The sequence below is a fragment of the Paraburkholderia sp. HC6.4b genome (assembly GCF_014200875.1).
Taxonomy (GTDB): domain Bacteria; phylum Pseudomonadota; class Gammaproteobacteria; order Burkholderiales; family Burkholderiaceae; genus Paraburkholderia; species Paraburkholderia tuberum.
Genome location: NZ_JACHDC010000025.1, coordinates 117,102 through 142,668 on the forward strand (window position 1 = coordinate 117,102; position 25,567 = coordinate 142,668).

The window sequence follows — 25,567 nt, forward strand, 5'->3', positions numbered from 1 at the left end:
CGTAGGCCTTCACGATGCCGCTCCCGGCGCCAGCACCGTGATATCGACGCGGCGGTTGCGCGCGCGATTCGCGGCGGTGTCGTTCGGTGCGATCGGCTCGGCGTCGCCGCGCCCTTCGGCGCTGAAGCGGGCGGGGTTGCCGGCCCGCGACACGAGCATGTCGCGCACCGCTTCGGCGCGCGCCTGCGACAGATGCCAGTTCGACGGGAAGCGCGCGGACAAGACTCGCTGGCTGTCCGTGTGACCCGCGACCACCACGTTGCCCGGCACTTCCTTCAACGCGTCGCCGATACGCTGGATGAGCGGGACGAAACCCGCGGCGAGATCGGCGCTGCCCGAGCCGAACAGGCCGTCGCCATTGATCGTGACGACGGTCCTGTCGGGCAACTCCGAGACACGCACGAGGCCTTGGGCAATTTCAGGCGCGAGGAACTGCGATAGCTTCGGCGCAGGTTTGGGCGCGGCCGCCAGTTTCGACGCAAGCACGGGAGCCGGCGCGACGCGGATGCCGTGCAGCGCTTCGAACACGCGGTCGGACATGTCGTTGAGTCTGAAGCTCAACACCAGATTGACGATCACCAGCACGAGGCAGGCGATTGCCGCCGCCACCCACAACGGCACGAGTTGCAGCAACGGCTTGCGTTCGACCTTGACCGGCAGCCAGTGCGGCGACAGATCGCGTTCGGCCGCGCCGCGCTGGCCGCGAATCATCTGTTCGAGGCGTTCGCGGATCGTGTCGAGCTGCGTGCGGCCACCGTCGATCAGACGGTAACGTCCTTCGAAACCGAGGCCGAGAATCACGTAGATCAATTCGAGCACATCGATATTGCCCGCGGGGTTCTGCGCGAGACGCTGCAGGATCAGGAAAAAGCGCTCGCCACCCGAGGCCTCGTTGTGGAACGTCACCAGCAAGCTGCGGCTGCCCCACAAGCCCGCCCCCCACGGCGTGCTGGCGATCGCTTCGTCGAGGAACGTGCACAGGCAATAGCGCGAGGCGCCGAGCTTCTCGTCGTCGATGCCGTTGGCGCGGCCTTGCGTCTCGAAGCTGCGCACCATTTGCATCAGCTGGTTGCGCAGGTCTTCCACATTCGGATGGGTCGGCAACTGCCGCAACGGCAGCGCCAGTTCGATCAGCGGGTTGGCCGCGCGCAACAGCGGATTCAGACCGCCGCCGCCGGGCAGCATCGGCGCGGGCGTTGCCGCGGCCGCCATGAACGCCGCCCGCGCGCCGCCCGGTGTCGGAATCAGAATCGTCGCGCCGGGATCGTCGGCGGGGCCACGCGGTTCGTCTGGACTCACGATGAACTTCCTCAATCAATGCATCAGCGGCGAATTGCCCAGAACTCCATCGTCAGTCCGGGAAAGTCACCGGCGACGTGCAACGCCATGCCCGCGGAATTCGCGAACTGTTTCCACAGTTCGTTGCCGCGATCGAGTTCGAAGTAGGTAAAGCCCGCATGGAACGGCAGTTGCCGGGGTGCCACGGGCAACGCGCGCAGGCCGACGCCCGGCAATTGCAGATTGACGAGATCGCGAATGCGTTCGATCGGGCCGATCTTCACCTGTGGCGCGAAGCCGGTCAGGATGTGCTCGGCCGGCATTTGCGCGCGCACCGCGAGCACGAAGGTGGCGCCGGCAAACAGCGTCTTGTCCGGCACGATCGCCACGCGCAAGCCGAACTTGCGCTCTTCGAGCGGGATCGCCACCGCGTGCGGGTCCATCACCATGCTCAGCGACGCGCGAATGTCGTCGATCACCGGTGCGAAGGTTTCGCGCAACCACTCATGGCGATACACCGGATACGCCGGCGGCCGCTTCGACGCCTGGCTGAAGGTCGCCAGCTCGCCGGCCAACTGCACCGCCGCCTGGTACAGCGCCTCGGGATGCAGACCGGTCATCGTCGAGAGATGCGCGGCCAGCGGCTCGTGGCGATTGATCAACTGCAGCAACAGGAAATCGGCCACTTCCGCGACACCCGTCACGCCGGGCTGTGCAAGGCGTGCGGCCAGCGCTTCGCCGCGCTGATGCAGAAGGCCCACGAGGTCGTCGACGAACGCCGCGAGACGGCGCGCCACCCGATAGTCGAGACACGGCGGGCCGTAGTCGTTTTCGAGCACGACGCGGTTGTCGGGCAGACGCTCGAGCACGCGCGCGACGCCGAGCGCGGTGTAGGCATTCGCCACTTCGGGGGCGAGCGCGAGACGCACGCGCAGTTTGCCGATCTGCAGCAACGCCGCGCCGGCATTCGGATCGTTGCTGTCGCTGACGTCGAATTCGGTGACACGGTGTCGCGCGAAGTTCTCCTCGCTGGCTTCGTTGCCGGTTTCGGCGACACCCGGCCTGCGCACCGGCAATGCCAGTTGGACCAGCATGTTGCGGGTGCCTTCGGGAATCTCGAGCGGCTCGGGCAAGTCATCGTCGGCGGGCAGATCGAACGGTGTGCCATCCGGCATCACGCCGGAGCACGACAGCAGCGCGAGCTTGCCGAGCTTGAGCAGCGACTCGTCGATCTCCAGCGCGGTAAAGCCCCAACTGTACGGACGCAGGCCGGCCGCGCGCGTCTCCAGTTGCCGCTGCAGATAGCGGTCGTGCTGCTGCAAATGCTGGGGCTGCAGAAACATCCCCTCCGACCAGATGACTTTGCTGTTCCAGGACATGTTGTCTCGTTCAAACGTTTCTAGGTGGGATCGACGGGATGCTTCGGCTGACGCTCGCGGGCCGCGCGCAGTTCGTCGATCTGGGCCTCGTATGCGTCATTGAACGCCTGACCGAAGAGCTTCTGGAAATCGTCGTCGGCTTCGCGCGCGACGGCGCCCTGCAATGCGACGAACAGATCCCACAGTTTCGCCTTGCGGTTGGACAGCACTTTTTCGAGCGCACCGGAGTCTTTCAGCTGCGCTTCGATCGAAGCGGGCTCGAAGCGTCCGAGCACGTGGGCGAGCGCCGCGCGCATGCCGGCGAGCACCGCGAGCTCGTGCGCCTCGATATCGTCGAAGGCGCGCCTGAGCGCCTCGTCGGGCGGCAGATAACCGGCGGAGCGGCCAGTCAGCATCTGCGCCAGCGCGCTGTCGACGTCCGGGAAAAACTTGAGCGGATTGTTGTCGCGCGCGACGATCATCGTCGTGTCGAGACGGGCTTCGCGTTTGGTCATCGAGCGCGCGCGCAGCACGCCCATCGTGCCGCGCAGCGCGTCGCGCAGCATCGTGCCGATCAGACGCGCGAACTCCGCTTCGGGCAGGTTCGGCGCGCGCGACGGATCGAGGCCGAGGCCTTCGAGCAGCGCCTGCAGGGTGGCTGGGTTCTGGCTCGCGAAAGTGGCGGCGGCCGGGTGGCGAACCGGGGCCGGCTGGGCGATCGGCGCCGGTGCGGCAGGCGCTGACGTGATCGGGCCCGCGGACGGAGCCGGCTGCTGAAGCTGCTGCGCCACAGGCTCCAACGCCGGCTGCGCAGCGGACGACGGCCCCGGCGCCGCGCCAGGCACGGCCACCCGCGCGGTGGCGGCTTGCGGCGCGACCACCGGCACGACCACCGGCACCACGGGAGCCAAAGGGGTCGATGGCGCAAACTGCGTCGACGGCGTTGTCGGTATCCCGAACAGATCATCGAACGGTGTCGCCGCCGACCCTGCGGCGCCGGGATCGAGCAATCCCGGCGGCAAGCCGGTCGGGCCGCCCAAAGGCGCGGCCGCCGGCGCGGGCGCAGTGGGCCACCCCGGCAACTCGTGCGCAGGATGCGGCGCGGCCGGCGAGCCGCTGCCCGGCTGCCCGGGCGTTTCCCATTGCGCCAACGCATCCGCGAGCGGGTCGTAGTCCGCCGGAATACCCCCCGTGGGTGTGGCAGGCCGGCCGGGATCGGGCCGGGACGCTTGCGGCGCCGAAAACGCCTGCAACTCCGGCGACACATGATCGCTTTCCGAGCCCGCAAAGCCCGGACCCGACGAGACCCGCTGCGGTTCACCGAAGCCCGGCTGCCCGAGCGGATCGAGCGCGCCCATCTGCAACGCGTCGCCTTGCGAATCGGCCGGCAACGGTCCACTGAGCACCTGCGCGGCACTCAGCGGATCACGCCCGCCCGTCAGACCGCGCACGCCGGCCGCCTGCTCGCCGATCGACACCTCGAGCAGATACGGACCGATCAGCAGACGGTCGCCGTCCGCGAGCCGCGCCTCGCGCGTGCCGCCCAACGCGCGCTGATTCAGCACGCTCGGATTGCTGCCCAGATCGCACAGCAGATAATCGCCGCCGCGAAACTCGACGCGCGCGTGAACGCGCGAGATCGCGCGTTGTTGATCGGGCAGCACCAGCGTGCAGTCGTTGGCCCGGCCAATCGTGCCGCCGGCGGGGCCGAACGCGATCGCGATCGGCTCGGCCAGCGTTTCGTCGTTGAATCGCGCAACCCGCAGCGAAAGAATCGGATAGTTCACTTGGCTCCCCACGAGCGGTCAGGTGCATCACTCACGATTTGATTTTTTTGGTTCCGTCGTCGGCGTCTTTGGGCGCGCTCGGCGCGGTCGGTGACGAGCCGCTGCCGGAGCCCGCCGAGCCGCCCGAATTGAGCAGGATCGGTGTGCCCGACACCGCCACGCTGACCGGCCCGACCACCACGAAGGCGCCGCCCGCCTTCAGCGTAATGCTCGCGCCCGCTTCGATCACGATGTTCATGCCCGCCTTGATGTGGATATTCATGCCGGCGTCTATCGCATAGTCCATGCCGACCTTTTCCTGCAACTTCTGCCCGACCTTCAGCGACGCGTTGCCATCGACCTGGGCGTTCTGGTCGCCCGTCACGGCGTCGTGGCGCGCGCCGGTGATCGCCACGAACTCGTTGCCGGTCACTTTCAGATGCCGGTCGTTGCCGACGTTACTCAGCATGTCGTTCTTGACCCAGGTCTCGTGGTCCTTCTCGGCGTGGAAGAACAGTTGCTCGCTGCCCTTGTCGTCGTCGAAACGCATTTCGTTGAAACCGCTGCCGCCCTTGGTCGAATTGCTCTTCAGCGTCGAGAACATCTGATTGGCCGGCAGTTCGTACGGCGGCATCGTGTTCGCGTTGTAGACGCAACCGGTCACGAGCGGCCGGTTCGGATCGCCCTCGATGAACTCGACGACCACCTCCTGACCGATCCGCGGCAAGAAGAACGTGCCCCAGCGTTTGCCGGCCCAGCTCTGCGACACTCGCACCCAGCACCGCTTCATGCGCGCGTCGGCATCGGCCGGCGGAGCGAACTGCTCCCAATGAAACTGCACCTTGATGCGGCCATATTTATCGGTGAGGATTTCTTCGCCGTCCGGGCCGACCACCATGGCGGTCTGCGGGCCCGCCACGACCGGCTGCGGCGTCAGCCGCTCGGAGCGGAAGTGGTTTTCCTTGCGCAACGCGGTAAACGCGCAGTCGAAGAGCGGCAGCGAAGGATCGTGGCGCACCGTCGACACATAGACATCCGAATTGATCTCGTACGCGGCGCTGACCACCAGATACTCGTGGTTCTGCCCATCGCAGGCGTGATTCTCGAGCTTGAACTGACCGCCCGGCCAGATGCCGCGCGCGCTCGATCGGCCCGAAATGCTGTCGTTGCGCGCCTGACGGATCTCGATACCGACCTTCGCATAGCGGTCGCCATCGCTGGACTGCGCGTGGCCGCTCAAATGTTCCTGCATCGCGTACACCGGCGGATCGTATACTTTCGGCCGCGTCGCGCGCGACAGCAGGCCTTGCTGGTTGCTCAACGTGGGCTTTTCGAAATCGTAGTCGTTGACTTCGTACTTGCCGGTCTGCAATTCCGCGCCCGAACTCCACGCATACACGCATTCCTTCTCGTTCGAAGGCTCGTACCACGCATCGTACGAAATCGACGCATAGTGTTCGATCGGTCCGTGAACGTCGCTCGAATCGGTCAACACCAGCGTGTGCTTGCCCCCTTTGTGCTCGAAGTAGTAGTACATGCCCTCGTGCTCCATCAGGCGGCTCACGAAGGCGAAATCGGTCTCCCGGTATTGCGCGCAGTGCTGCAGCGGCGGATAGGTCGCCTGGCATTTATTGCTGACGTCGATGTTGTAGTCCTGCAGCACGCCGGTCACGATATCGAGCACGCTCTTTTCATGGAAAAAGCGGCTGTGCGACGCGCGCGTGAGCAGCCACAGCCGCGGACGCACCACCGCTTCATAGCGCGCCATGCGGTTGCGGGTGTTGTCGCCCGGTGCGACGATCCGGAACGCCGTGACGATCCCGTTGAATTGCCGCTCGCCGTCCTCTGGCAACGACAGCGCAATCGAGATGTCATGCCCGAGCAGATCGCCGGCCTGCAGATCGTTGCGCTTGCCAAGCAGATCGAGCCGCCATTCGCTCAGGCGCCCCAACTCCTCGGTGCCGCTCAGATGCAGAAACAGCAGATCCTCGCCGGCAGGCGCGCAACTGACGGTGACGTGTCGGTTCGGGTTTTGCGTGGTCATGTCACGGAATCATCGTCTTGACTGTCGCCGGATTGACGATCGTGACCACGCCACCCCAGTTGCACATGCAGGTCGACACGTTGTCGAGCGACGGCTGGTTGCCGAGCAGCACGGTCGGCGCGCCCGGCGTCCACGGCGTCATGGTGGCCGGAATGCACGGCATCGGCGTCAGCACGCCCAACGCCGCCGCCGTCGCGGCGGCGACGGTCGGATTGGCGGGCGAGCTGCACACGCCGAACGGCATGATGTTGACGAGCGGAATGTGATCCATGATGTTGGCCGCGGGCGGCCCTTCGCCCATCACCCGGTTGACCGGCAACACCACGAGCGTCGAAGGCGCCGCGCCGAACGAACATTGCAGCGTCGCGCCCATGCTGACTTGTTGCGGCATAAGAAGGCATCCTCCGCTTTCGATCAATCGAACGTATAGAGAAATTCACCGTCGCGCGCGCCGATCTGCACTTTCGTGACCGGGCTGCCGTTCATCATGCGCGTCAGAAACTCGGTGCTGATACGCGGCAGCAGCGTGTTGGTCAGGATTGCGTCGATCATGCGTCCGCCGCTTTCGAGTTCGGTGCAGCGGCTGCCGATCAGCTTCACGACGTCGTCGTCGTAGCTGAACGGAATCTTGTGCGACACGCGGATGCGTTTCTCGATCCGGCCGAGCTGCAGCCGGATGATCGCGCCGAGCATCTCGTCGGACAGCGGAAAGTACGGAATGACCACGACGCGCCCGAGCAAGGCCGGCGGAAACACCTTCAGCAACGGCTCGCGCAGCGCTTTCGCAATACCCTCCGGCTCCGGCATCAGCTCCGGGTCCTTGCACAGGCTCGTGATCAGATCCGTGCCGACATTGGTGGTCAACAGGATCAGCGTGTTCTTGAAGTCGATCACGCGGCCCTCGCCGTCTTCCATCCAGCCCTTGTCGAACACCTGGAAGAACAGCTCGTGGACGTCGGGATGCGCCTTCTCGACCTCGTCGAGCAGCACCACGCTGTATGGACGGCGGCGCACCGCCTCGGTCAGCACGCCGCCTTCGCCGTAGCCGACGTAGCCGGGCGGCGCGCCCTTCAGCGACGACACCGTATGCGCTTCCTGATACTCGCTCATGTTGATCGTGATGACGTTCTGCTCGCCGCCATACAGCACCTCGGCGAGCGCCAGCGCGGTCTCGGTCTTGCCGACTCCGGAGGTGCCGGCGAGCATGAACACGCCGATCGGCTTGTTCGGATTGTCGAGACCCGCGCGCGAAGTCTGGATGCGCCGCGCGATCATCTCCGTCGCATGAGCCTGGCCGATGATGCGCCGGTTCAGGTTCTCCGCGAGCTTCAGGACGTTTTCGATTTCGTTGCGGACCATCCGGCCCACCGGTATGCCGGTCCAGTCCTGCACGACGGAGGCGACCGCCTGCTGGTCGACGGTCGGCAGGATCAGCGGATCTTCGCCTTGATGCTGCGCGAGCTGCGCCTGCAACTCGCGCAGTTCGGCGAGCCGCGCTTCGCGCGTCGCGGTGTCGCTGGCGGGATTGTCAGTCGCGCCGGTGGCCGCTGTTTCGTCTACCGTTCCGTTCGCAGCTTCGTTCGCTTCGTTCGCTTCGTTCGTGCGGCTGGCTTGCGCCGCGCCTTCCACCTTGCCGGTCTCGCCGCGCAGTTGCGCGCGCAGCGCGAGAATCCGCGTCACCAGTTGTTTTTCCGCCTGCCAGCGGGTGTCGAGCGTGGCGAGACGCGCCTGTTCGGCGGCGAGCTTTTCCGCCGCGGCGGCTTCACGCTCCCGCGTGTCGACGCCCACCGCGCTTTCTCGGCCGATGATCGCCAGCTCGGTTTCGAGCGCGACGATCCGCTTGCGCGAATCGTCGACCGCTGCGGGCGTCGCATGCTGGCTGACCGCCACGCGCGCGCAGGCGGTGTCGAGCAGGCTGACCGCCTTGTCGGGCAACTGCCGCGCCGGAATGTAGCGATGCGACAGACGTACCGCGGCTTCGAGCGCTTCGTCGAGCACCTGCACCTTGTGGTGCTGCTCCATCGTCGAGGTGACACCCCGCATCATCAGGATCGCGCGGGTCTCGTCCGGCTCGCTGACCTGCACGACCTGGAAGCGCCGCGTCAGTGCGGGGTCCTTCTCGATGTGCTTCTTGTATTCGGCCCACGTGGTCGCGGCCACCGTGCGCAGCGTGCCGCGCGCGAGCGCCGGCTTCAGCAGATTCGCCGCGTCGCCGGTGCCGGCCGCCCCGCCCGCGCCGACCAGCGTGTGCGCTTCGTCGATGAACAGGATGATCGGCTTTTCCGAGGCCTGCACTTCCTCGATCACCTGCCGCAAGCGGTTCTCGAACTCGCCCTTCATGCTCGCGCCCGCCTGCAACAGACCGACGTCGAGCGTGCGCAACTGCACGTCGTGCAGCGACGGCGGCACGTCGCCCGCCGCGATGCGCTGCGCGAAGCCTTCGACCACCGCGGTTTTGCCGACGCCCGCTTCGCCCGTCAGGATCGGGTTGTTCTGGCGGCGGCGCATCAGGATGTCGATCACCTGGCGAATTTCCTCGTCGCGCCCGACGATCGGGTCGAGCTTGCCATTGCGCGCCTGTTCGGTCAGATCGGTGGTGAAGCGCCGCAGCGCTTCCTGCTTGCCCAGCGCGGCGGCCGGCACCGGGCCGCCCGTGGTGTCCGCGTCGCCGCCTTCGCGCTGCGCGCCGCCCGCCCGAAAACCATCGCTCGCGCTCAGCGCCGCTTCCGGCGACTCGCGCAGCAGGCCGTGAAATTCGTCGACGAGCGAATCGAGCTTGATGCGCTCGAACTGACGCGAGATGCCGTAGAGCCCGTTGCGCAGCGACGGCGTCTTCAGGAGGCCGACCACCAGATGGCCGGTGCGCACCTGCGACTCGCCGAACATCAGCGAGCCGAACACCCAGCCACGTTCGACCGCCTCCTCGACTTGCGACGAGATGTCGGTCACCGAAGCCGAACCGCGCGGCAGACGGTCGAGCGCTTCGGTCAGATCGCGCGCCAACGCGGAAGGCTCGAGCCCGTAGTGTTTGACGATGCGGTGCAGGTCGGAGTCCTGCAGTTGCAGGATCTGGTGGAACCAGTGCGACAGTTCGATATAAGGATTGCCGCGCAACTTGCAAAACACGTTCGCGCTCTCGATTGCGCGGAATCCGAGCTTGTTCAGCTTGCCGAACAACGCTGCCCGTTTGATCTCGGCCATTTTTCTATTCCCTCGATGATGTCGATGGCGGCGCCCCCGCGGACGCCTCGCGGGCCGCCGCGGCAATCCGTGAACGGCCGTCCGGACCGGTCGGCCGCAACACCAGTTGACGCTGATCGCCGCGCGCCGGGCGGCCGAGCGTCCAGGTGGTGTAACCGAGGCGCGTGTGGCGCCCGAGCTTCAGGCGTGGCACGTCCTCCTGTTTCAGCACCAGTCGGAGATCCCAATCGAGCCCGTCGCGCGCGTAATTGCGCACCCAGTCGACGAGGCGCTTCAGACTCTCGCCGCCCGGCAGGAAGCGCTCGTAATCAGCGCGGCTCAACGGTCCGATGACGATGCGGAATTTATGCTGGCAATCCCAGACGCGCGCGCCGAGCAGCGTCGACACGCCGAGCGCGGCCGAACCGTCCGGTGCGCCCAGGCGCAACAACGAATTCGCGGGCAGCGTCATCCAATGGCCGACCCACTGCTCGATGTCGACCGGCAGGTTGAAAAAACGCGCCAGCACGAGTTTCAAACCGGCGGCCGGACGGGTCGGCCCGCCCAGCAATCCGGCGAAGTGCAATTTGGCGAAATCGGGCACCGCGTCGCGCTCGCGCAGCGTCGGCTCGCCCAGCCCGAACACGCTGCCGACATAAAAGGAAAAGCGATCGCGTCCCGGACGGTCGAGACTCACGGCCGGTTGCGCATTGGCCCACGCGCGATAGAACAGCGACACCATCCGGTGGTGAAAGACATCGAGAAAGCGCGCGAAGGTCGGATCGTTCGCGTTGCGGGCGCGGTCGCGAGCGTACTCGGTCAGATGGGTGGGCAACGGACCGTGCGGCCCGAGCAGGCCGAAGAACTTGACCGCGAGGCGCGCGGCGTGATGCTCGCCGGCCGGCGTGAAGTCACCGAGCGTCGTCGGATGGAAAACCAGTTCGGGCTCCTGCACGAAACGGATCGCATCGTCGCGCGGCTGCATCGACTCGCCGACGCGCGGCTTGTCCGCATACGCATTCTCCAGCAGCCGCACGACCTGGAAGAAGTCGAAGCGGCGCGCATCGTCTTCGAGCCGGCGCAACAGTGTCAGAGCGTCCGGCATTGTCCGACCCTCGCTGGCCAGCGCATGATCTCGCCGCGCGACAGCGTCTTCACGACGGTCTCGGTGAACGAGTTGATCGATACGTATTGCGCGAAATATTGCGCGAGCACGGCACCGAGCAGAAACGCGCCGGCGCCTTCGAACGCGGCTTCGTCGAGCGTCAGCGTCACTTCGAGACCGCGGCCGAATACGATCGGTCCCGCGCCCGGCAAGCGTCGCGTCACCGAGCGCGAATCGATCGAGCGCACGCCCTCGATCAGCCGCTGACTCGCGATCTCGTCGGCGGGACAGTAGAGACTCAGCAGATCGCGCAGCGCGCGGGCGCCCTCCTGTGCATCGTTATCGAGCAGCGACGAGTAGTTCAACGACAGGTGACTCAACAGCCGCCACGCCACGGCCCCGTGCGCATACGACGGCAGCGGCCGGCTCGGGCCGCTCACGCAGCGCACGCTCTGCACCGGCGCTTCGACATCGAGCGTGAAATCGGCGGGGCCGACGCCGACCGGCATCGTCAGTGGCAGGTCGCGATTCGTGCACAGCACCTGCAAGCCGAGTTGCCGCAGGTCAGCGCGAAACGGCGCGTTGCTCGCGTCCACCAGCGCGATGAACATCTCGCTGCCGAGGTAGCTCGTACGCGGGCCGCGCTCATGCTGACGCGCCGACGGCAGACGTTTTTCGCGGCGCACCTGGTAGTACGCGCCGGCGCGATAGGTGGCGCCGAGATCGCGCGCGTGATAGAACGGCTCGAAGCGCTGCTCGCCGCCGGCGCCCGCGCTATAGCCGGTCGCACTCTCGATCTGATAGATCTCGAAGTCCATCGGCCGGGTGCGATCGGCCACCACGTGATATTCGAACTGTTCGTCCGACAGCGCGATGCGATCGGTACGCCGCGAAAAGAGATTGATCGCGGGCGTGCAATGCAGCGCGAAATTATTGGCATCGAGCGATTGTTCGAGCAGCGGATCACCGCGTTTGAGCAACACGATGACTTCGATTTCGGTGTCCGCGCAACGCCGCAACGCCGCGTGCAAACCGTCGATGGCGAGAAACATGAAGCGCTGCGGAAACGCGAAGTACTCCTGCAACAGCCGGTAGCCCTGGAACGACTGCCGGCTGACCGGCAGCAATGCTTGATCGTCGGCAAACCCGAGCGGCCGCAGCGCGCTCGCCGGCAACTGCACATGCCAGGACGCCGGACGTTTGGCCGGCATCACGACGACGCCGCTCACCGACCCGAGCAGACGCTCGTGGATACGCGTGGCCATCCCGTCCGCGCCGCGCAGATACAGCGTTAGCCGGTCGAGTTTCAGCTGGTTGATTCTCAGACCAGCGGTGGCGCGTAGGCGCAGCCTGAGGCCGGCCTTGACAGCGGCGCCCGCCGCCATGCTCGCCGGCAGCGCGCTGTCGATGCCACCGAGCGAGCCCGCGTGCGTAAAAAACCGCGCTTCCGTGATGTCGAGCGGCCAAAGCGTCAGTTCGTGCGCGCTGCGGTATTCGCAGCGCGTCGAGCCGTTCTTGTCGAGCACGCTGCGCAGCGTACTGCCGCGTGGAACCCGCACGCCGTCCGCGAGATTGGAGCTGGTCAGGTCCGGCTGGATCTGCACCACGGCCATCGACGGCGTGGGCGCGAGGTAATGCGGGTACACCAGCTCCGCGAGATGCTGGGTGAAGCGCGGAAACTCGTCGTCGATCTTCAGTTGCACGCGCGCCGCGAGGAAACTGAAGCCTTCGAGCAGACGCTCCACGTAGGGGTCCGCGCATTCGAGGTTTTCCAGTCCGAGGCGCCCGGCGATCTTCGGAAATTCGCGCGCGAACTCGCCGCCCATCTCCCGAAGATGCTGCAGTTCCTGGCTGTAGTATTTGATCAGGTCTGGATTCATGGCTTCAGCGCGGCCCGCCCTGGTCGATCACGCGGATTTCGCCGACTTCCAGGTCGAGTTCGGTCCTGAAGTAGAGCCGCTCCGGATACGGCTGCGCCCACAGATCGCCCTCTACCAGAAACGACACGGTGTTGTGGCGCCCGGTCGTCTCTTCGAGTTGCATCGAACTGACCCGCACGGTGTCGCGCAGAATGCGCGGCTCGAACGCCCAGATCGCATCGCGCACGAGCCGCTCGAGCCGCGACGGATCGAGGCCTGAGGCGGTCTTGCCGGCAATGTCCGGCAGGCCGAAATTGATCACGGATGTCGCGACATACGGATAGCCGCTCAGATCCTGCACCGACGCGAGGCCATTCGCGTTCAGCAGCCAACCGAGGTCGCGCTGCACGCTCTCGCGCAGCGCGCGCATCGACAGAACGCGCCGCTCGCGCGCTTCCTGCTTCGCCTCCGGTTCGAAATCGGTCAGCCGGTCGAGCAGCGACGGTTGCAGGCGATCACGCGCGGTCAGTTCAGCCATGATCCAAAGCGGCCGCGCCGTCCTGTTCGGCAGGCGCGTCGCCGCTCGTCAGTTCGATGGTGCGCACGTCGAAGAGCGCGTAGTCGTTCGCATCGGAGGCGAACATACGCTGTCCCACCGGCCGCGCGAGCACGGGATCGTCACCGATCCATTCGGTCAGGCGCGCGAGCCACAACGCTCGATTCGGCTCGGCGAGCGTGCCCGGATAGCGGGCGGGAATCAGACCGGCGGCCTGGCCGTCGTTGGCCCAGGTGAAAACGGCCGGCATCCAGACGCGGTCGCGCAGGTCGGACGGCGGCTCGATTTCGATCCGTTTGATGCGCGAAAAAGGAATCCAGTAATAGCGGCCGTTCAGCACCGCTTCGAGTGTCGGGCCCAGCCGGTTGTCGGCGTCGGCGAGCCACCTGAACGGTTCGCCATTCAATGCGCCGGCGGTGGCGGGCGCCTCGTCGAGCGCCCGCGCGCGCGCGGCGGCCGCCGCGCCGCTATCGCCCGCGGTGTCGAGCCGCAATGCCTCGAGGAGCAACGCAAGCCAGCCGGTCGGCTCGCCGAAGATCAGCGGCGCGCGCTCGCCTTTGAATACCGCTTCGCGCAGCGCCTCGCATTGCAACGCTTCACGATAGGTTTGCACCATCGGCAACGCGGCCACGTCGAGTTCGCCGACGACGTTCAGTTGCGTCAATGCGCGATCCCAGGCGCCCGTCACCGCGAGCAACTGGAATAGAAAGACGCGATAGGCGGCTTTCGACGGTTCCTTGCGAACCTGTTTTTGCAATTCGCGCAGACATCCGTCGAGATCGCCTTCGCGCAAGCATTCTTCTGCGTTCATGCCGGTTCGCTCCGGTCTGGCTCGAGTCGTCCCACCCGCCGCCGCACTGCGACGGCAGGACCGCCGCAGTGCAGTCGCCCTTTGCGCTCAGCCGATCAGGTAGTCGCGTTGGCGGGGATGTTCCACTTCACTTCGACCACCCCGCCCTCCTTCTCGCCCTTCGCGTTTTGCGGCTGGTACTCGACATGGAATTTTTCGAAGTTGAGCGTGACGTTCTCGGTAAAGCGTTCTTCGCCGCCCGAGCCGCCGGTCGAATAGGAGCTGACCAGCACGCCGTTCAACGTGATCTTGTAGTACTCGAGCGGATTGTCCCCACCTGCCTTGCGCACCGTCAGCAACGCCGTGTCGATGTGCGTGCCTTTGCTGCAGGCTGCCATAATCGGCGGACTCGCCTTGTCGCTGTATTTGGTAAATGAGAGGTCCTGCACCGACACCTTGCCGGCGCCGCCGCCCGTGCCCATGTGCATCGTGCCGCTCTGGCTCATGCCCCAGCTCCACGCGAGCACTTCGATTTCTTCCTTGTGGGTCTTGTCCTGCGACTCGCCCTTGATATCGCCCAGCTTCATGAACATGTCGATGGCCATCTTCTTCTCCGCTCAAAGCAATTCGTCACTGAATGGGGATTTCCGTCATGCCGCCTTGGCGGACGGAAGCTTCGAAACCAACCGTAGCGATACGGTCAGGCCTTCCAACTGGTAGTGCGGACGCAGGAAAAACTTCGACGTGTAATAACCGGGATTGCCTTCGACTTCCTCGACGACCACCTCGGCGGCCGCGAGCGGGCGTCGTGCCTTGGACTCTTCCGTCGAGTGCGCCGGATCGCCGTCGACGTACTGAAGGATCCAGTTCTGCAGCCAGCGCTGCATGTCGTCCCTCTCCTTGAAACTGCCGATCTTGTCGCGCACGATGCACTTCAGGTAGTGAGCGAAGCGGCTGCAGGCGAACAGGTAGGGCAGACGCGCGGCCAGGTTCGCGTTCGCGGTGGCATCGGGGTCTTCGAACTCGGCGGGCTTGTGCAGCGACTGCGCGCCGATGAAGGCGGCGAAATCGGAGTTCTTCTTGTGTACGAGCGGCATGAAGCCGTTCTTCGCGAGTTCGGCTTCGCGGCGATCGCTAATGGCGATTTCGGTCGGGCACTTCATGTCGATGCCGCCGTCGTCGGTGGGGAACGCATGCACCGGCAGGTTCTCGACGGCGCCCCCCGACTCGATGCCGCGAATCCGCGAACACCAGCCGTACATCTTGAACGAGCGGTTGATATTGGTCGCCATCGCATAGGCGGCATTGGCCCATGCGTATTTGCCGCTGTCCGCGCCGGCCGTGTCTTCCTCGAAATCGAATTCCTCGACCGGATTGGTCTTGGCGCCATACGGCGCGCGCGCGAGAAAACGCGGCATCGCGAGACCGACGTAGCGCGCATCCTCGGATTCGCGCAGCGAGCGCCACGCCGCATGCTCGGGAGTCTGGAAGATTTTCGTCAGGTCGCGCGGATTGGCCAGCTCCTGCCACGAATCCATCAGCATCACCGCGGGATCGGCGCCGGCGATGAACGGCGCATGCGCGGCGGCCGAGATCTTTGATATCTGCGTCAGCAGATCGACGTCGGGCCCGCCGTTGTCGAAGTAATAATCAGCCACCAGCGCGCCATACGGCTCGCCGCCGAACTGGCCGTATTCCTCTTCGTAGAGCTTCTTGAAGATCGGGCTTTGATCCCACGCGGTGCCCTTGTACTTCTTGAGCGTCTTGTACAGATCGCCCTTCGATACGTTCATCACGCGGATCTTCAACGTCTCGTCCGTCTCGGTGTTGTTGACCAGATAGTGCAAGCCGCGCCACGCGCTCTCGACTTTCTGGAACTCTTCCGAGTGGATGATCTGATTGATCTGGGCGGTCAGCTTCTCGTCGATCTGCGCGATCAGCGATTCGATCGTCGCGAGCACATCGCCCGAAATCACGTTCGTATCGCGCAGCGCCTGTTCGGCGAGCGTGCGCACCGCCGTCTCGACGGCCTCCTTCGCCTTCTCGCTCTTCGGCTTGAATTCCTTTTGCAGCAGATTCGCGAAATCGCTCGTTTCAAGCGACGCCTCGCCGGGTTGCGCTTGCCCTTCGGTGCTAGGTTCAGCCATGGTCAGACTCCCCTGTAGATCACGCTCATTGCTGCGGCTTCGGTGCGGACGCCAACGACTGCAGCAACGCGGGATCGTTGAGCAGTTTCGCGATCAGCTCCTCGGCGCCGGTCTTGCCGTCCATATAGGTCAGCAGGTTTTGCAACTGGCCGCGCGCCTCCAGCAGCTTCGACAACGCGTCCACCTTGCGCGCGACCGCCGCGGGCGAAAAGTCGTCCATGCTCTCGAAGGTCATGTCGACCGCGAGGTTGCCCTGACCGGTCAGCACGTTCGGCACCTGCACGGCGACGCGCGGTTTCATCGACTTCAGACGCTCGTCGAAGTTGTCGACGTCGATCTCGAGAAACTTTCGATCCGCCACCGGCGCGAGCGGGTCCGCCGGCTGACCGGAGAGATCGGCCAGCACGCCCATGACGAAGGGCAGATTGACCTTTTTCTCCGACCCGTAGACTTCGACGTCATATTCGATCTGAACTCGCGGCGCTCGATTGCGCGCGATGAATTTCTGGCTGCTTTCCTTGGCCACGACCATTCCCCTGGTTGACGCCGCACGGCCGCGAGCAGCGTGCCGCATGACTGGCGTTGCTAGAAGCGAAAAAGCCCATCCCCGCCTGACTGCTTACTCGTTTTCGATACCGCCGGCCTGCCTGGCCTGGCGCACGCCTTCTGGCGCGAGGTCCTGCAGAATTTCCATGAAGTTCCTGTCGACCAGCCGGCGCGCGCGCCGCAGCAGCAGCGGCAACGGGCTGGAGGGTTCGTGACGCTCGTAGTACGCGCAGATCTTGTCGATCATGCGGATCACGTCCTGACGGTCCGTGATGTCGCCAGACAGCGGCACGGGTGCCGGCGCCGCGCCGGCGCTTTCGCCCGGGGTCACGTCGCCGTTCGGCGATGCTTGCGGCGCTCCGCCCGGGACGTCGAGACGCTCGCCGAGAAAGTCGGCGGCACGCCGCAGCAGCCTCGATAGCGGCGACAGATCGATGGAGCGCGCCGCGCCGACACGCTCGGTCAATACCGTCTCGATGCGCATCGCGCTATGCGTGGCCGCGAGCAAGGCCGTGTGCGCTTCGGCGGCGTCCTGGTGGGCGTCGGCGATCACCGCGTCGATCGAGCTCAGCGACGCCGCCTCGACGCCCTTGGGCAGCGGCACTTCGCCGGTCGCATATTCGATGTCGCGCAAGCTGACGCCACCGTGCGCGCGCGACGACGCGAGCGGTGCGTCGCGCACGTCCACCAGCATGCCGGACGGTTCGACGAGGGCGGCGAGCGCGTTGACGCGGGCGGTCGGATCGTTGTCGTCGTCGGGATCGAGCTGTGGATAGACATGGTCCCAGCGCTGTTCGAGCAGGCCTTCGACGAGTGCGAGGCCCTCGGCGAAGCCAGGGAAACGTCGGCGATTGAGTAGCGCGCGCGCCAGGTGCACCGCGACGCGCAAGTCGCGGCCTTTTGCGAGCAGATCGAGCGATAGCGCTTCGGCCACTTTCCAGTCAGGCGGCGTGGCGGCGACCATGGTCTCGCCGAACTGCACCTCCGGCTTGCCGTGGACGACCTGCTCGAGCGCAAGGAAGTCAGGGTCGTACTCGAGGTCGTCCCCGCATGGACTGGCAGCTGATATGTCGGCAAGCATTTCGCCCGCGAGAAGCGTGGCCATGTCTGGTATCGGTCTCGGATGAGTAGTCTCGACGCACCGTAAGTGACCGGTACGGGTTGCCCTTGCCCGCCGGGAATCAACGTTCCCGGAAATACGTGTTAACTCTGATTAGATTGCCTTCGCCAGCTATTGCGATGTTTTTAGCGAGCGTTGTCCTTTCTCGGCGGCAATCCGATATGAGAATAGCACGCAGCCCGGAAAATCAAAGCCGGATAGCAATAGAAACGGATTTTGTTTAATTAAGCGAAACAGTATATGTAATACCATTCAACTCCATAAACACTTAAGAAGTTTTAACCTTTTCGTTCCGGCACCATTACAATCACAAGCTCGGACAGTCGTCTTACGACCTCACCAGCGCGCCCTTTCAGGACGGTCGATTGGCGGGATCGCCCAACATCTGGGTAAACGAATCAGGTGCCCGGATTTTTTAAAAAATTTGACCTTGCCGGATTGCCGGTAAGCGCTTACGTTGCGTTTAGGGTTAGTCCTGATAGCGATAGAACCCGTCGCCAGAGCGGTGAATAACATATTAAGTTTTACCTTGTAATAAATAAAACGTGCCAATAGACTAAGTCTGTTTTCCAATCACGCGCCGGTTGCACGGCGGAATTGCCGGTATTGCAAGCGTTTGGCATACGCAATCTGCCCGATATGGCGGCAAAGCGAGTGCCGGATTCATTGGGGACAGAAAACCGGCGCACCACACACGCGGCGAAATGGGTAGTGTCAGCAGCCGGGCTCCGCCCTTAAGAAGCGGGGCTCACCACCTCGGGGTGAAAAGTGGCAGATATCCAAAGCGCTGCAATTGCCGACCACGCTGGAGAAAGCGCACTGCCCGACCTGTGGCAACGCCGCACCTGCCTCAGCCACGACGAAATGGCGTCGATCTATACGATCGTGCGCCGCGCGCTGACCGGCTACCATCCGTCGGAATTGCAGGCGCTGGGCGAGGACAAGGAAGAACTGATCTCGCAGTTCCTCTATCTCAAGGTGTTCCGCCTCGATACCGCGCCGACGGCATTGCCCACTTTCCCGCTGCACAGCGCGCCTTCGACCAGCCATGCCGTGTGCGCCTATTTCCGCCGCTATCTGATCGACTGTCTGCGCAGCGCGAGCCATCAGCGCAACGTGTCGCTCGACGAAGGCGACGTGATGCTCGAAATCGACCGGCAAACGGCTTTTCATCCCGATCCGATCGGCTCGGTCCTGTTGCAATACGGTCTGCACGAAGCCGAGGTACGCGACTCCGCGTCGCATTTCATTGCTTCGCTCGACGATGCCGAGCGCATGCTGCTCGCCGGCAGTCTCGGCTGGCTGTCGAACGAGAAAGGCGGTCTGTCGCAGGTGGCCGCGCGTTACGGCATCGCGTCGTATCACTACCGGGCGCGCAAGCTTGGCGTCACGCTGAAAAAAGGCTCGATACCCGCCGACTTCGCCCGCACGCAAATCGGCCGATGGATCGAGCACAACCTCGGCATCGACATCTCGCCGGGCAATCGCATCGTCATCCTGCTGGTTCTGGGCATTCTGTCCGCGCAGTCGCACGCGCAGGAATGAGCTCGACAGACCACGAGCATACGAGAGGTCAACGGTGCAACTTGCCACCGCAAGCCTGACCGATCAGGGAGACCGCCCGCGCAACGAAGATTCGTTCGGCGACTGGTCGAGCGAACGGCTCTACTATTGCGTCGTCGCCGACGGCGCCGGCGGACACGGCGGCGGCGACACCGCCTCGCGCCTCGTCGTCGCTTCGGTGCTGGCGGATTTACGCTACCTGACCGTTGCCGAATTGCCGCCGACGGGCGACCGGCTGATCAGCGCGCTCACGCATGCCAATGAGAACATCGTCGAAGAACAGTTGCGCGGCAAAGGCAATGAAAAAGACATGCGCTCGACGGCCGTGGTGCTCGCCATCGACCGCGAATGCGCGACGGCCGCGTGGGCCCATTGCGGCGACACCCGCCTCTACTGTTTCCGCCACGGCGAGATCTGCGCGCGCACGCGCGACCACAGCATGGTTCAGCAGATGGTCGACGCGCGGCTGCTCGCCGAGGAGGAGATGCGTCATCATCCGCGCCGCAACGTGCTGTATGCGGCGCTGGGCACGCGCGACGCACTCTCCATTGCGGGCCTCGACGGTACCTTCGCGCTGCATGACGGCGACGCTTTCCTGATCTGCACGGACGGCCTGTGGGAGTACGCCGACGACGCCGGCATCGCCGACGCGCTGGCCCATGCGGCGACACCCGGCGCCTGGCTCGACGCGCTCGCGCAACAGGTGCGCGCGAGCGCCAGCACGAATCACGACAACTTCACGGCGTTCGCGGTGTGGGTCGGCGACGACGACGCCCAGGCGACGCAATTGATGCCCGGCCCGGCACAGGCGTAACGCAGCGGATCAGCATCGGAACGGGGCTCGCATCATGCCGATCTCAATCATCATTCCCTGTCTGCAGATGGCGGCAACGCTTGGCCGCGCACTGGAAAGCTGCCTGATCCAGCCGGAGGCCGCGCAAATCATCGTCGTCGACGATGGCTCGACGGATGCTTCGATCGAACTCGCGCAACATTACGGCCGCCTCGACGCGCGCGTGGAAGTACTGCGCATGTACGTGAATGGCGGCGTCGCCGCCGCGCGCAACTGGGCCGCGATGCACGCGACCGAGGATCTGCTCGGATTCATCGACGCCGACGACGAATATCTGCCCGGCGCGCTGGCCGCGGCGAGTGGCTATCTGCAGCGTTGTCCGGGCGAGGCATCGGTGCGGCTCGATGTCGACTATGCGGGCTTTCCGCGCGCGATCGTCGAGCATCCCGATTTCGAAAAGTACGCGGCAATCCTCAGCAACACCGTGCCGAGCAGTCTCGTGATCCGGCGGGCGGTGTATCGCGCGCTGGGCGGGTTTCCGCTCGACGCGTTCTTTCGTCGCGTCGGCGGTGAAGACGGCGCGTTTTCGTGGGCATTGAGCAGGCTGTTCGGCAACCGGCGGCTGATCGACGCGAAGCGGGTGCGCCAGCATTACCACCCGGCCATCCACGCTGAACGATTCTTCCGGATTCACCTCGGGATGGAGCAGCCCGTCCATCAGGAGGTCGTCGAAGCATGGCGGCGCTCGCAACGGTTCGTCGCGAGCGCCGAGGCCGCCATCGCGCAACTGCGCGCGCTGCATTCGCCCGCAGGCGCCGCGCCACCCGTCCCGCCCGCTTCGCCCGGCTCCCGCTAGAAGTCACCGCAGCCGTGCTGGGTGTTCGTCAGCAGGCAGCTATTCAGGTTCGGCTGCGAACGCACCCGCTTCCATTCGACCGCGAGGATGTCCTGTTTCTCGCCAGGCGGCGTCGTGCTGAAGAGCGGCTGGTTCGAGCCGATGCAGATGTTGGTGCCCTGCAGATTGTTTTCGTAGACGAACGTCTGCTCCTGGCTGCTGAAAAACGTCTGCAGACCGCTTTGCGCGACCGGATTGGGGATTGGGCCCTGCGGGTTCGAGATCGTGCTCGGAAACGGAGTCACCGTCAGCGTGCCCGGCACTTCGTTGACGATATAGCCCACGCTGGACGTGAAGTTGGGGTCGATCGGATAGCCGCCCGCCGGTGAAGTCAGAGTGGCCGTGGTCGTCTCCGAGCCGCTCAACGTGCCCGCGGCGGTATCGCCGTTGATCAGACCGACCGTCGTGTAGGTGAACGCCGGGTTCGGCGCCCCAACGTAGCGCGTCGCGCCATCCGCGTTGACCGTGACCGTCGGCCGTGCGACATAGACGAAATGATTGCCGGTGGTGGGCACCGTGCCGCCCCAACTACAGCCCGAGCCAAACAGGCAGCCGTAGAAATTGGGCTGCGCGGTGTTCGGCTGCACGCTGCCGCGTGTCTCGCCGTTCCAGGTGCTGGCCCAGACTCGCCATGCGTTGCCGGCGCCAAGTGTGCCGGAGTTCGCATCGACGAACACGCCGTTCTCCATCACCAGATCGATCGAGCCGCCCGCGCTCAGATTCGTATTCGGAGCCGTCGCGGACGGCGTGCTCGCACCCAGCCCGATATTGCCGGTCGTAGCGGTCGCGACGAGGCTGCCGGTCAGCGTGGAGTTCGTCACGCTCATCGGGCTCAACTGGCTCGCGGCGGAGTCGAACGTCTGGCTCGTCAGCGGGCCGATCACGAAGCCATGCGAGTTCGAGAAGTCGACGCTCCCCGCCTTGGCCATCGCCAGCACGCCGACGTCGTTTTGCGGATCGGTCAGCGTGAAGGTACCGGGGCCGGCGAGAATCAGCCCGGCGGCCTGGATGCCGCCAGGGTCCGTGACGGGACCGGCCGACAGCAGCATCAAGGTGTGGCCCGGAGTCGAGATGCCGTAGGTCAGCGCGATCCCTTGACTGCCCGCGCCCGGGTTGGACAGCGTGAGATTGTTCGCGAAGCCTGGACGTGGCGGCACGCAAGTCGAGCCGCCCGATACGCACTGCCCGCCGACGGTGATGCGCCCGGTTTGCGTGCTGGACCCGAGCACGATGCTGGGAATCGACGCGAAGGTCGAGAAAGTCGGGGCGTCGATGCTGAGACCGCCGCCCGTGCCGAGCAGCGTGATCGGCGTCGCGTTCTGAGCGGTGATCGTGAAGCTCGACGGGTCCACCGACGCCGGCATGATCGACAGCACGCCGCCCGGCGACGACAGCGTCGCCTGCGTGATGGCGAGGCTGCTCGCCGTGCCGTCGTTGAATGCGCGCAACACGATCGAAGCGGGATTCGTCGTCGAGATCGTCACGTTGTCGGCGGTGGCATTGGCGACCGCGCTCGTCACGCCGCCGGTGGCGATGGAGGTCGGATTGATCAGCCCAAACTCGCTCTGCTCGGTCTCGGGCACCGCAAGGCCGATCGCGACGCCCGGATCGGACGTCGTGGTCGAACCGGCGATGCCGATCGTGGTGGTACGCGTCCCGGTCGCGCTGATCGCGCCATTGGCGATCAGCACGCCATAGTCGTTCTGCAGGTTCGGACTGCTGCCGGCCGGGCCGCTCACTGCGCCGCGGATATCGATCGCCCCGCCGTTGGTCGACGTAATCGTCGTGCCGTCGGTGATCAGCACACCCTGCACGAACGGACCGGTGCCGCTGCCGAACAGGCTCACCGTGCCCGTGCCGGTCGTCACCGATACGGGGGCTGTCTGGATGCAGTCCACGCATAGCGTGTTCTCGAACATCAGCCCGATCACCGAGTCGCCGTTGACCGCGGCTCCCACGCTTTGTCCGGTGAACTTGAGGTTGCCGCTCGTCGACTGGACCGACGACCCATGCATGTCGAGGCCGATGCTGACGTTCATGTTCGACGACACGCTTCCGGTGGCGGAAATGTCGCCGCTGCCGGTCCTCAACGTGGTGCCATAAAAATAGACGCCGTCCGCGAAAGTGCCGCCGGTGCCTGGGTCAGTGACATTGCCCGTCACGCCGATCGAGCCGGTCGTGTTGGAGATCGTGGTGTTCTGAATCTCGACGCCGAAGCCCCCTTGCGCGCTTTGCGTCACGCTACCGTTGACCGCGATCGCGCCGCCCGAACTGCTGAGCCCGGGCTGCAGCGCGGGACCCTCGCCCACCGTGGCGCCGCCGGTCAAGAACACGCCCATCGCGCTGCTGCCAGAAGAACTGCCGTTCACGCTCAGTGCCCCGCTCGTCGTGCTGGCTGAAGTGCCGGATAGAAGCACGCCGATGCCCTGATCCTCGATATTCGAACTGCCGGCGCCGCTGATGGTGAGCGCGCCGCTGCCGGTTTGAATCGTATTGTCACCTTGCGCGATCACGCCGTCGTTGCCTCCGCCGCCGGCGGTAGCCGTGCCGGTGATGCGAAGCGCGCCGCTCGTCGTCGAGAGCGAGCTGGTGCCGTTGATCGCCACGCCATTGGCGTTCGGGCCCAGCGCGACACCCGACAGCGAGAACACGCCGCCCTCCGTGGAAATGGTCGACGAGTCGATGAAAATGCCCGACGACGACGTGATCAGATAGCCAATCGCCACGCCATTGATCGGGAACGTGCCGGTGACCGTCAGATCGCCGCCCGCGGTGTCGATGTTCGAGTTCTGGATCAGGACCGGGCTCGCGCCACCGCTTCCCAACGTCACGCTGCCGCCGTTGGTCTTCACCGTGACGCCCTGGAACGAGACCAGACTGAGCGGACTCGTGCCGCCCACGTTCGCATCGAATACGAGGCTGAGCGGCCCCGCGCTCGACGTGATGGTGTTGTTGACCAGCACCGATCCCGTCGCGCTCAGCTTCAGCGTGGCGGGAAGCGTGCCGGTCGTGAGGTTGAGCGGCGCGTCGACGACGATGTCGCCCGCGCCGAAGTTGGGATCGGTCCCTGTCAGTACTGTCACCGACGTGCCGAGGCTCAGCGGACCGGTAAGCGCCGTGTTCAGGATGAACGTGCTGCCCGTGATCGGCCCGAACGTCATGGTGTTCGAATCGGTTGCGGTCTGCGTCGGGACCGGCGCGGCGGTGACATCCGGCACCTGCGTCACGATGTCGACCTCGAACGGATCGAGCAGCCACCTGCCGCCCTGCCCCTTCGCCGCCGATGCGTCGACGCTCATGCCGGTCGTGTCGAGCGTGTGGCCGGACGTTTCGATCAAGCCGCCGTCGCCGCCCTGCGGCCCGCCCTTCGCGGTCAACGTGCCGTAAATGCGGCTGGCCGTTTCACTGTAAGCCACGACGTTGCCGCCATTGCCGTCGACGAGCGCATCCGCGTGGAGGCTGGCGGTCGGCGACATCCAGATCGCATTGGCATTGCGAACGGAGGGGTCCGCACCCGCCGGGCCGCCGCCGAAGTGGACGGTTCCGCCGCCCGCGGCGCCGCTCGCATCGACGTACGCTCCGGCCAGCAGCGCCACGTCGTAGCCGGTCACGTCGATCCTGCCGCCGGTTTGCCCCGCGCCGCCGCTGGCGTCGAGCGTCCCGCTCACCTGTGTCACGCCGTTCGTGCCGCCGTCGAGCAGAATGCGGCCGTCGTGTTCGCTCAGGCTCTGTGCGCGCACGATGCCTTGCTGGTTGATGACGGTGCCCGCCAGCGCGTCGGCCGTCTGTGCGCTCATCACCACGGTGCCGCCGTCGGCGGCCAGCGTGCCGGTATTGCCGATCAGCGCGTGCGCCGCGCCCTGGTTGATCTTCAGGGTGGTCAAACCGTCGCCGGCAAAGTCGACGGTGATGTCGTTGCCCGCGCCCAGCGCGACGCTGCCCAGTTTTGCGCTGACCGTGCCGCTATTGCTGACCGTGCCGCCGAGCAACGCGATGGTGCCGCCCGCGGCGGCCGTCAGCGAGCCCGCATTGCTGAGCGCCGCCGCGGACGCGCCAACGAAATGGAAGTTGCCGGCGAGGAAATCGGCATTGGAGATATTGAGTGTCGAGGCGATCATCGACCCCACGTTCACCGATGATCCCGGCGCAAAGATCACCCCCGCCGGATTGACGAGAAACACCTTGCCGTTGGCCTGCAGGCGTCCGGCGATCACGCTGGGGTCGTTGCCCGTCACGCGGTTGAGCAGCGCGGCGGAAGCCGACGGCTGCGAGATCCTGACCGCTTCGCCGCTACCGATCGAAAACGTGTTCCAGTTGACGATCGCATTGGACGAGCCCTGCGTGATGTGCATCTGTCCCGCGCCCGGCGAGTTGATGCTGACCGTGCCGGCCACCACCTGGGCGCCGGTCGGATTCGCGAGCACGAGCGGTATATACGACGCCGCGAACAACGCGGCGACCGCGCCGGCGATCGTGCTCACATGCCCCGGTCGCACATTGCATCGCTTGTTCATCGCACACCTCGGCACAGATTGCTGCTGCTTGTCGTTGCGTTTCGTCTCGTTTC

Annotated in this window: 18 protein-coding genes; 3 read left to right on the forward strand and 15 right to left on the reverse strand. The window is 65.3% G+C overall.

Annotation, left to right across the window (positions count from 1 at the left end; genetic code table 11):
• Positions 1-9: 9 nt before the first annotated feature.
• The 14 genes from tssL to tssA all read right to left on the reverse strand — a co-directional run bounded on the left by tssL (position 10) and on the right by tssA (position 17,734).
• Complete coding sequence (gene tssL / locus HDG34_RS32430; protein ID WP_184066318.1) at positions 10-1,299, reverse strand: type VI secretion system protein TssL, long form; 1,290 nt, start codon at positions 1,297-1,299, stop codon at positions 10-12.
• A 23-nt stretch (positions 1,300-1,322) separates the two neighbouring features.
• The gene (gene tssK / locus HDG34_RS32435; RefSeq protein ID WP_184066333.1) at positions 1,323-2,657 is read right to left on the reverse strand and encodes a type VI secretion system baseplate subunit TssK; all 1,335 of its coding nucleotides are present in this window, start codon (positions 2,655-2,657) and stop codon (positions 1,323-1,325) included.
• A 20-nt stretch (positions 2,658-2,677) separates the two neighbouring features.
• The gene (gene tagH, locus HDG34_RS32440; RefSeq protein ID WP_184066336.1) at positions 2,678-4,423 is read right to left on the reverse strand and encodes a type VI secretion system-associated FHA domain protein TagH; all 1,746 of its coding nucleotides are present in this window, start codon (positions 4,421-4,423) and stop codon (positions 2,678-2,680) included.
• A 31-nt stretch (positions 4,424-4,454) separates the two neighbouring features.
• Positions 4,455-6,446: a type VI secretion system Vgr family protein gene (locus HDG34_RS32445; protein ID WP_184066339.1), complete on the reverse strand. Its 1,992-nt coding sequence runs from the start codon at positions 6,444-6,446 to the stop codon at positions 4,455-4,457.
• A gap of 1 nt (position 6,447) precedes the next feature.
• The gene (locus HDG34_RS32450; RefSeq protein ID WP_018422989.1) at positions 6,448-6,837 is read right to left on the reverse strand and encodes a DUF4280 domain-containing protein; all 390 of its coding nucleotides are present in this window, start codon (positions 6,835-6,837) and stop codon (positions 6,448-6,450) included.
• A gap of 23 nt (positions 6,838-6,860) precedes the next feature.
• Entirely contained in the window at positions 6,861-9,647 is a 2,787-nt protein-coding gene (gene tssH, locus HDG34_RS32455; protein ID WP_184066342.1) for a type VI secretion system ATPase TssH, read from the reverse strand.
• 4 nt (positions 9,648-9,651) lie between these two features.
• Positions 9,652-10,731, reverse strand: a complete 1,080-nt coding sequence (gene tssG / locus HDG34_RS32460) for a type VI secretion system baseplate subunit TssG (RefSeq protein ID WP_184066344.1) — start codon at positions 10,729-10,731, stop codon at positions 9,652-9,654.
• A complete protein-coding gene (gene tssF, locus HDG34_RS32465; RefSeq protein WP_184066347.1) occupies positions 10,716-12,611 on the reverse strand; it encodes a type VI secretion system baseplate subunit TssF in 1,896 nt (631 codons plus the stop codon). The genes tssG and tssF overlap by 16 nt, the downstream gene beginning before the upstream one ends.
• A gap of 4 nt (positions 12,612-12,615) precedes the next feature.
• Positions 12,616-13,128 carry a type VI secretion system baseplate subunit TssE gene (tssE, locus tag HDG34_RS32470; protein ID WP_184066350.1) on the reverse strand — a complete coding sequence of 171 codons (513 nt, stop codon included), beginning with the start codon at positions 13,126-13,128 and terminating at the stop codon, positions 12,616-12,618.
• On the reverse strand, positions 13,121-13,957 hold the full coding sequence (locus HDG34_RS32475) for a type VI secretion system accessory protein TagJ (protein ID WP_184066352.1): 837 nt from the start codon (positions 13,955-13,957) through the stop codon (positions 13,121-13,123). The genes tssE and HDG34_RS32475 overlap by 8 nt, the downstream gene beginning before the upstream one ends.
• A 95-nt stretch (positions 13,958-14,052) precedes the next feature.
• Complete coding sequence (locus HDG34_RS32480; RefSeq protein WP_184066354.1) at positions 14,053-14,541, reverse strand: type VI secretion system tube protein Hcp; 489 nt, start codon at positions 14,539-14,541, stop codon at positions 14,053-14,055.
• A gap of 45 nt (positions 14,542-14,586) precedes the next feature.
• The gene (tssC, locus tag HDG34_RS32485) at positions 14,587-16,083 is read right to left on the reverse strand and encodes a type VI secretion system contractile sheath large subunit (protein WP_184066364.1); all 1,497 of its coding nucleotides are present in this window, start codon (positions 16,081-16,083) and stop codon (positions 14,587-14,589) included.
• A 25-nt stretch (positions 16,084-16,108) separates the two neighbouring features.
• Complete coding sequence (gene tssB, locus HDG34_RS32490) at positions 16,109-16,609, reverse strand: type VI secretion system contractile sheath small subunit (protein ID WP_026226255.1); 501 nt, start codon at positions 16,607-16,609, stop codon at positions 16,109-16,111.
• Between the two features lie 93 nt (positions 16,610-16,702).
• Complete coding sequence (tssA, locus tag HDG34_RS32495) at positions 16,703-17,734, reverse strand: type VI secretion system protein TssA (RefSeq protein ID WP_184066373.1); 1,032 nt, start codon at positions 17,732-17,734, stop codon at positions 16,703-16,705.
• Between the two features lie 783 nt (positions 17,735-18,517).
• Here tssA and HDG34_RS32500 point away from each other — a divergent pair.
• From HDG34_RS32500 to HDG34_RS32510, 3 genes are read left to right on the forward strand one after another with little or no spacing between them, the layout of a single operon-like run.
• Positions 18,518-19,294 (forward strand): hypothetical protein, encoded by a 777-nt coding sequence (locus HDG34_RS32500; protein ID WP_184066376.1) that lies wholly within the window; start codon positions 18,518-18,520, stop codon positions 19,292-19,294.
• A 34-nt stretch (positions 19,295-19,328) separates the two neighbouring features.
• Positions 19,329-20,126 (forward strand): protein phosphatase 2C domain-containing protein, encoded by a 798-nt coding sequence (locus HDG34_RS32505; protein ID WP_184066378.1) that lies wholly within the window; start codon positions 19,329-19,331, stop codon positions 20,124-20,126.
• A 34-nt stretch (positions 20,127-20,160) separates the two neighbouring features.
• Entirely contained in the window at positions 20,161-20,961 is an 801-nt protein-coding gene (locus tag HDG34_RS32510) for a glycosyltransferase family A protein (RefSeq protein WP_221309323.1), read from the forward strand.
• Here HDG34_RS32510 and HDG34_RS32515 read toward each other — a convergent pair.
• Complete coding sequence (locus HDG34_RS32515; protein WP_184066379.1) at positions 20,958-25,514, reverse strand: S-layer family protein; 4,557 nt, start codon at positions 25,512-25,514, stop codon at positions 20,958-20,960. The two genes, HDG34_RS32510 and HDG34_RS32515, sit on opposite strands and share 4 nt — an antisense overlap.
• Positions 25,515-25,567 lie beyond the last annotated feature (53 nt).

What these genes read in the sequence shown, in the direction of transcription:
- tssK (WP_184066333.1), bottom strand. Translation starts at nt 2,657, where the DNA reads ATGTCCTGGAACAGCAAAGTCATCTGGTCGGAGGGGATGTTTCTGCAG.
- HDG34_RS32445 (WP_184066339.1), bottom strand. Translation starts at nt 6,446, where the DNA reads ATGACCACGCAAAACCCGAACCGACACGTCACCGTCAGTTGCGCGCCT.
- HDG34_RS32450 (WP_018422989.1), bottom strand. Translation starts at nt 6,837, where the DNA reads ATGCCGCAACAAGTCAGCATGGGCGCGACGCTGCAATGTTCGTTCGGC.
- tssH (WP_184066342.1), bottom strand. Translation starts at nt 9,647, where the DNA reads ATGGCCGAGATCAAACGGGCAGCGTTGTTCGGCAAGCTGAACAAGCTC.
- tssG (WP_184066344.1), bottom strand. Translation starts at nt 10,731, where the DNA reads ATGCCGGACGCTCTGACACTGTTGCGCCGGCTCGAAGACGATGCGCGC.
- tssF (WP_184066347.1), bottom strand. Translation starts at nt 12,611, where the DNA reads ATGAATCCAGACCTGATCAAATACTACAGCCAGGAACTGCAGCATCTT.
- tssE (WP_184066350.1), bottom strand. Translation starts at nt 13,128, where the DNA reads ATGGCTGAACTGACCGCGCGTGATCGCCTGCAACCGTCGCTGCTCGAC.
- HDG34_RS32475 (WP_184066352.1), bottom strand. Translation starts at nt 13,957, where the DNA reads ATGAACGCAGAAGAATGCTTGCGCGAAGGCGATCTCGACGGATGTCTG.
- HDG34_RS32480 (WP_184066354.1), bottom strand. Translation starts at nt 14,541, where the DNA reads ATGGCCATCGACATGTTCATGAAGCTGGGCGATATCAAGGGCGAGTCG.
- tssC (WP_184066364.1), bottom strand. Translation starts at nt 16,083, where the DNA reads ATGGCTGAACCTAGCACCGAAGGGCAAGCGCAACCCGGCGAGGCGTCG.
- tssA (WP_184066373.1), bottom strand. Translation starts at nt 17,734, where the DNA reads ATGGCCACGCTTCTCGCGGGCGAAATGCTTGCCGACATATCAGCTGCC.
- HDG34_RS32510 (WP_221309323.1), top strand. Translation starts at nt 20,161, where the DNA reads ATGCCGATCTCAATCATCATTCCCTGTCTGCAGATGGCGGCAACGCTT.
- HDG34_RS32515 (WP_184066379.1), bottom strand. Translation starts at nt 25,514, where the DNA reads ATGAACAAGCGATGCAATGTGCGACCGGGGCATGTGAGCACGATCGCC.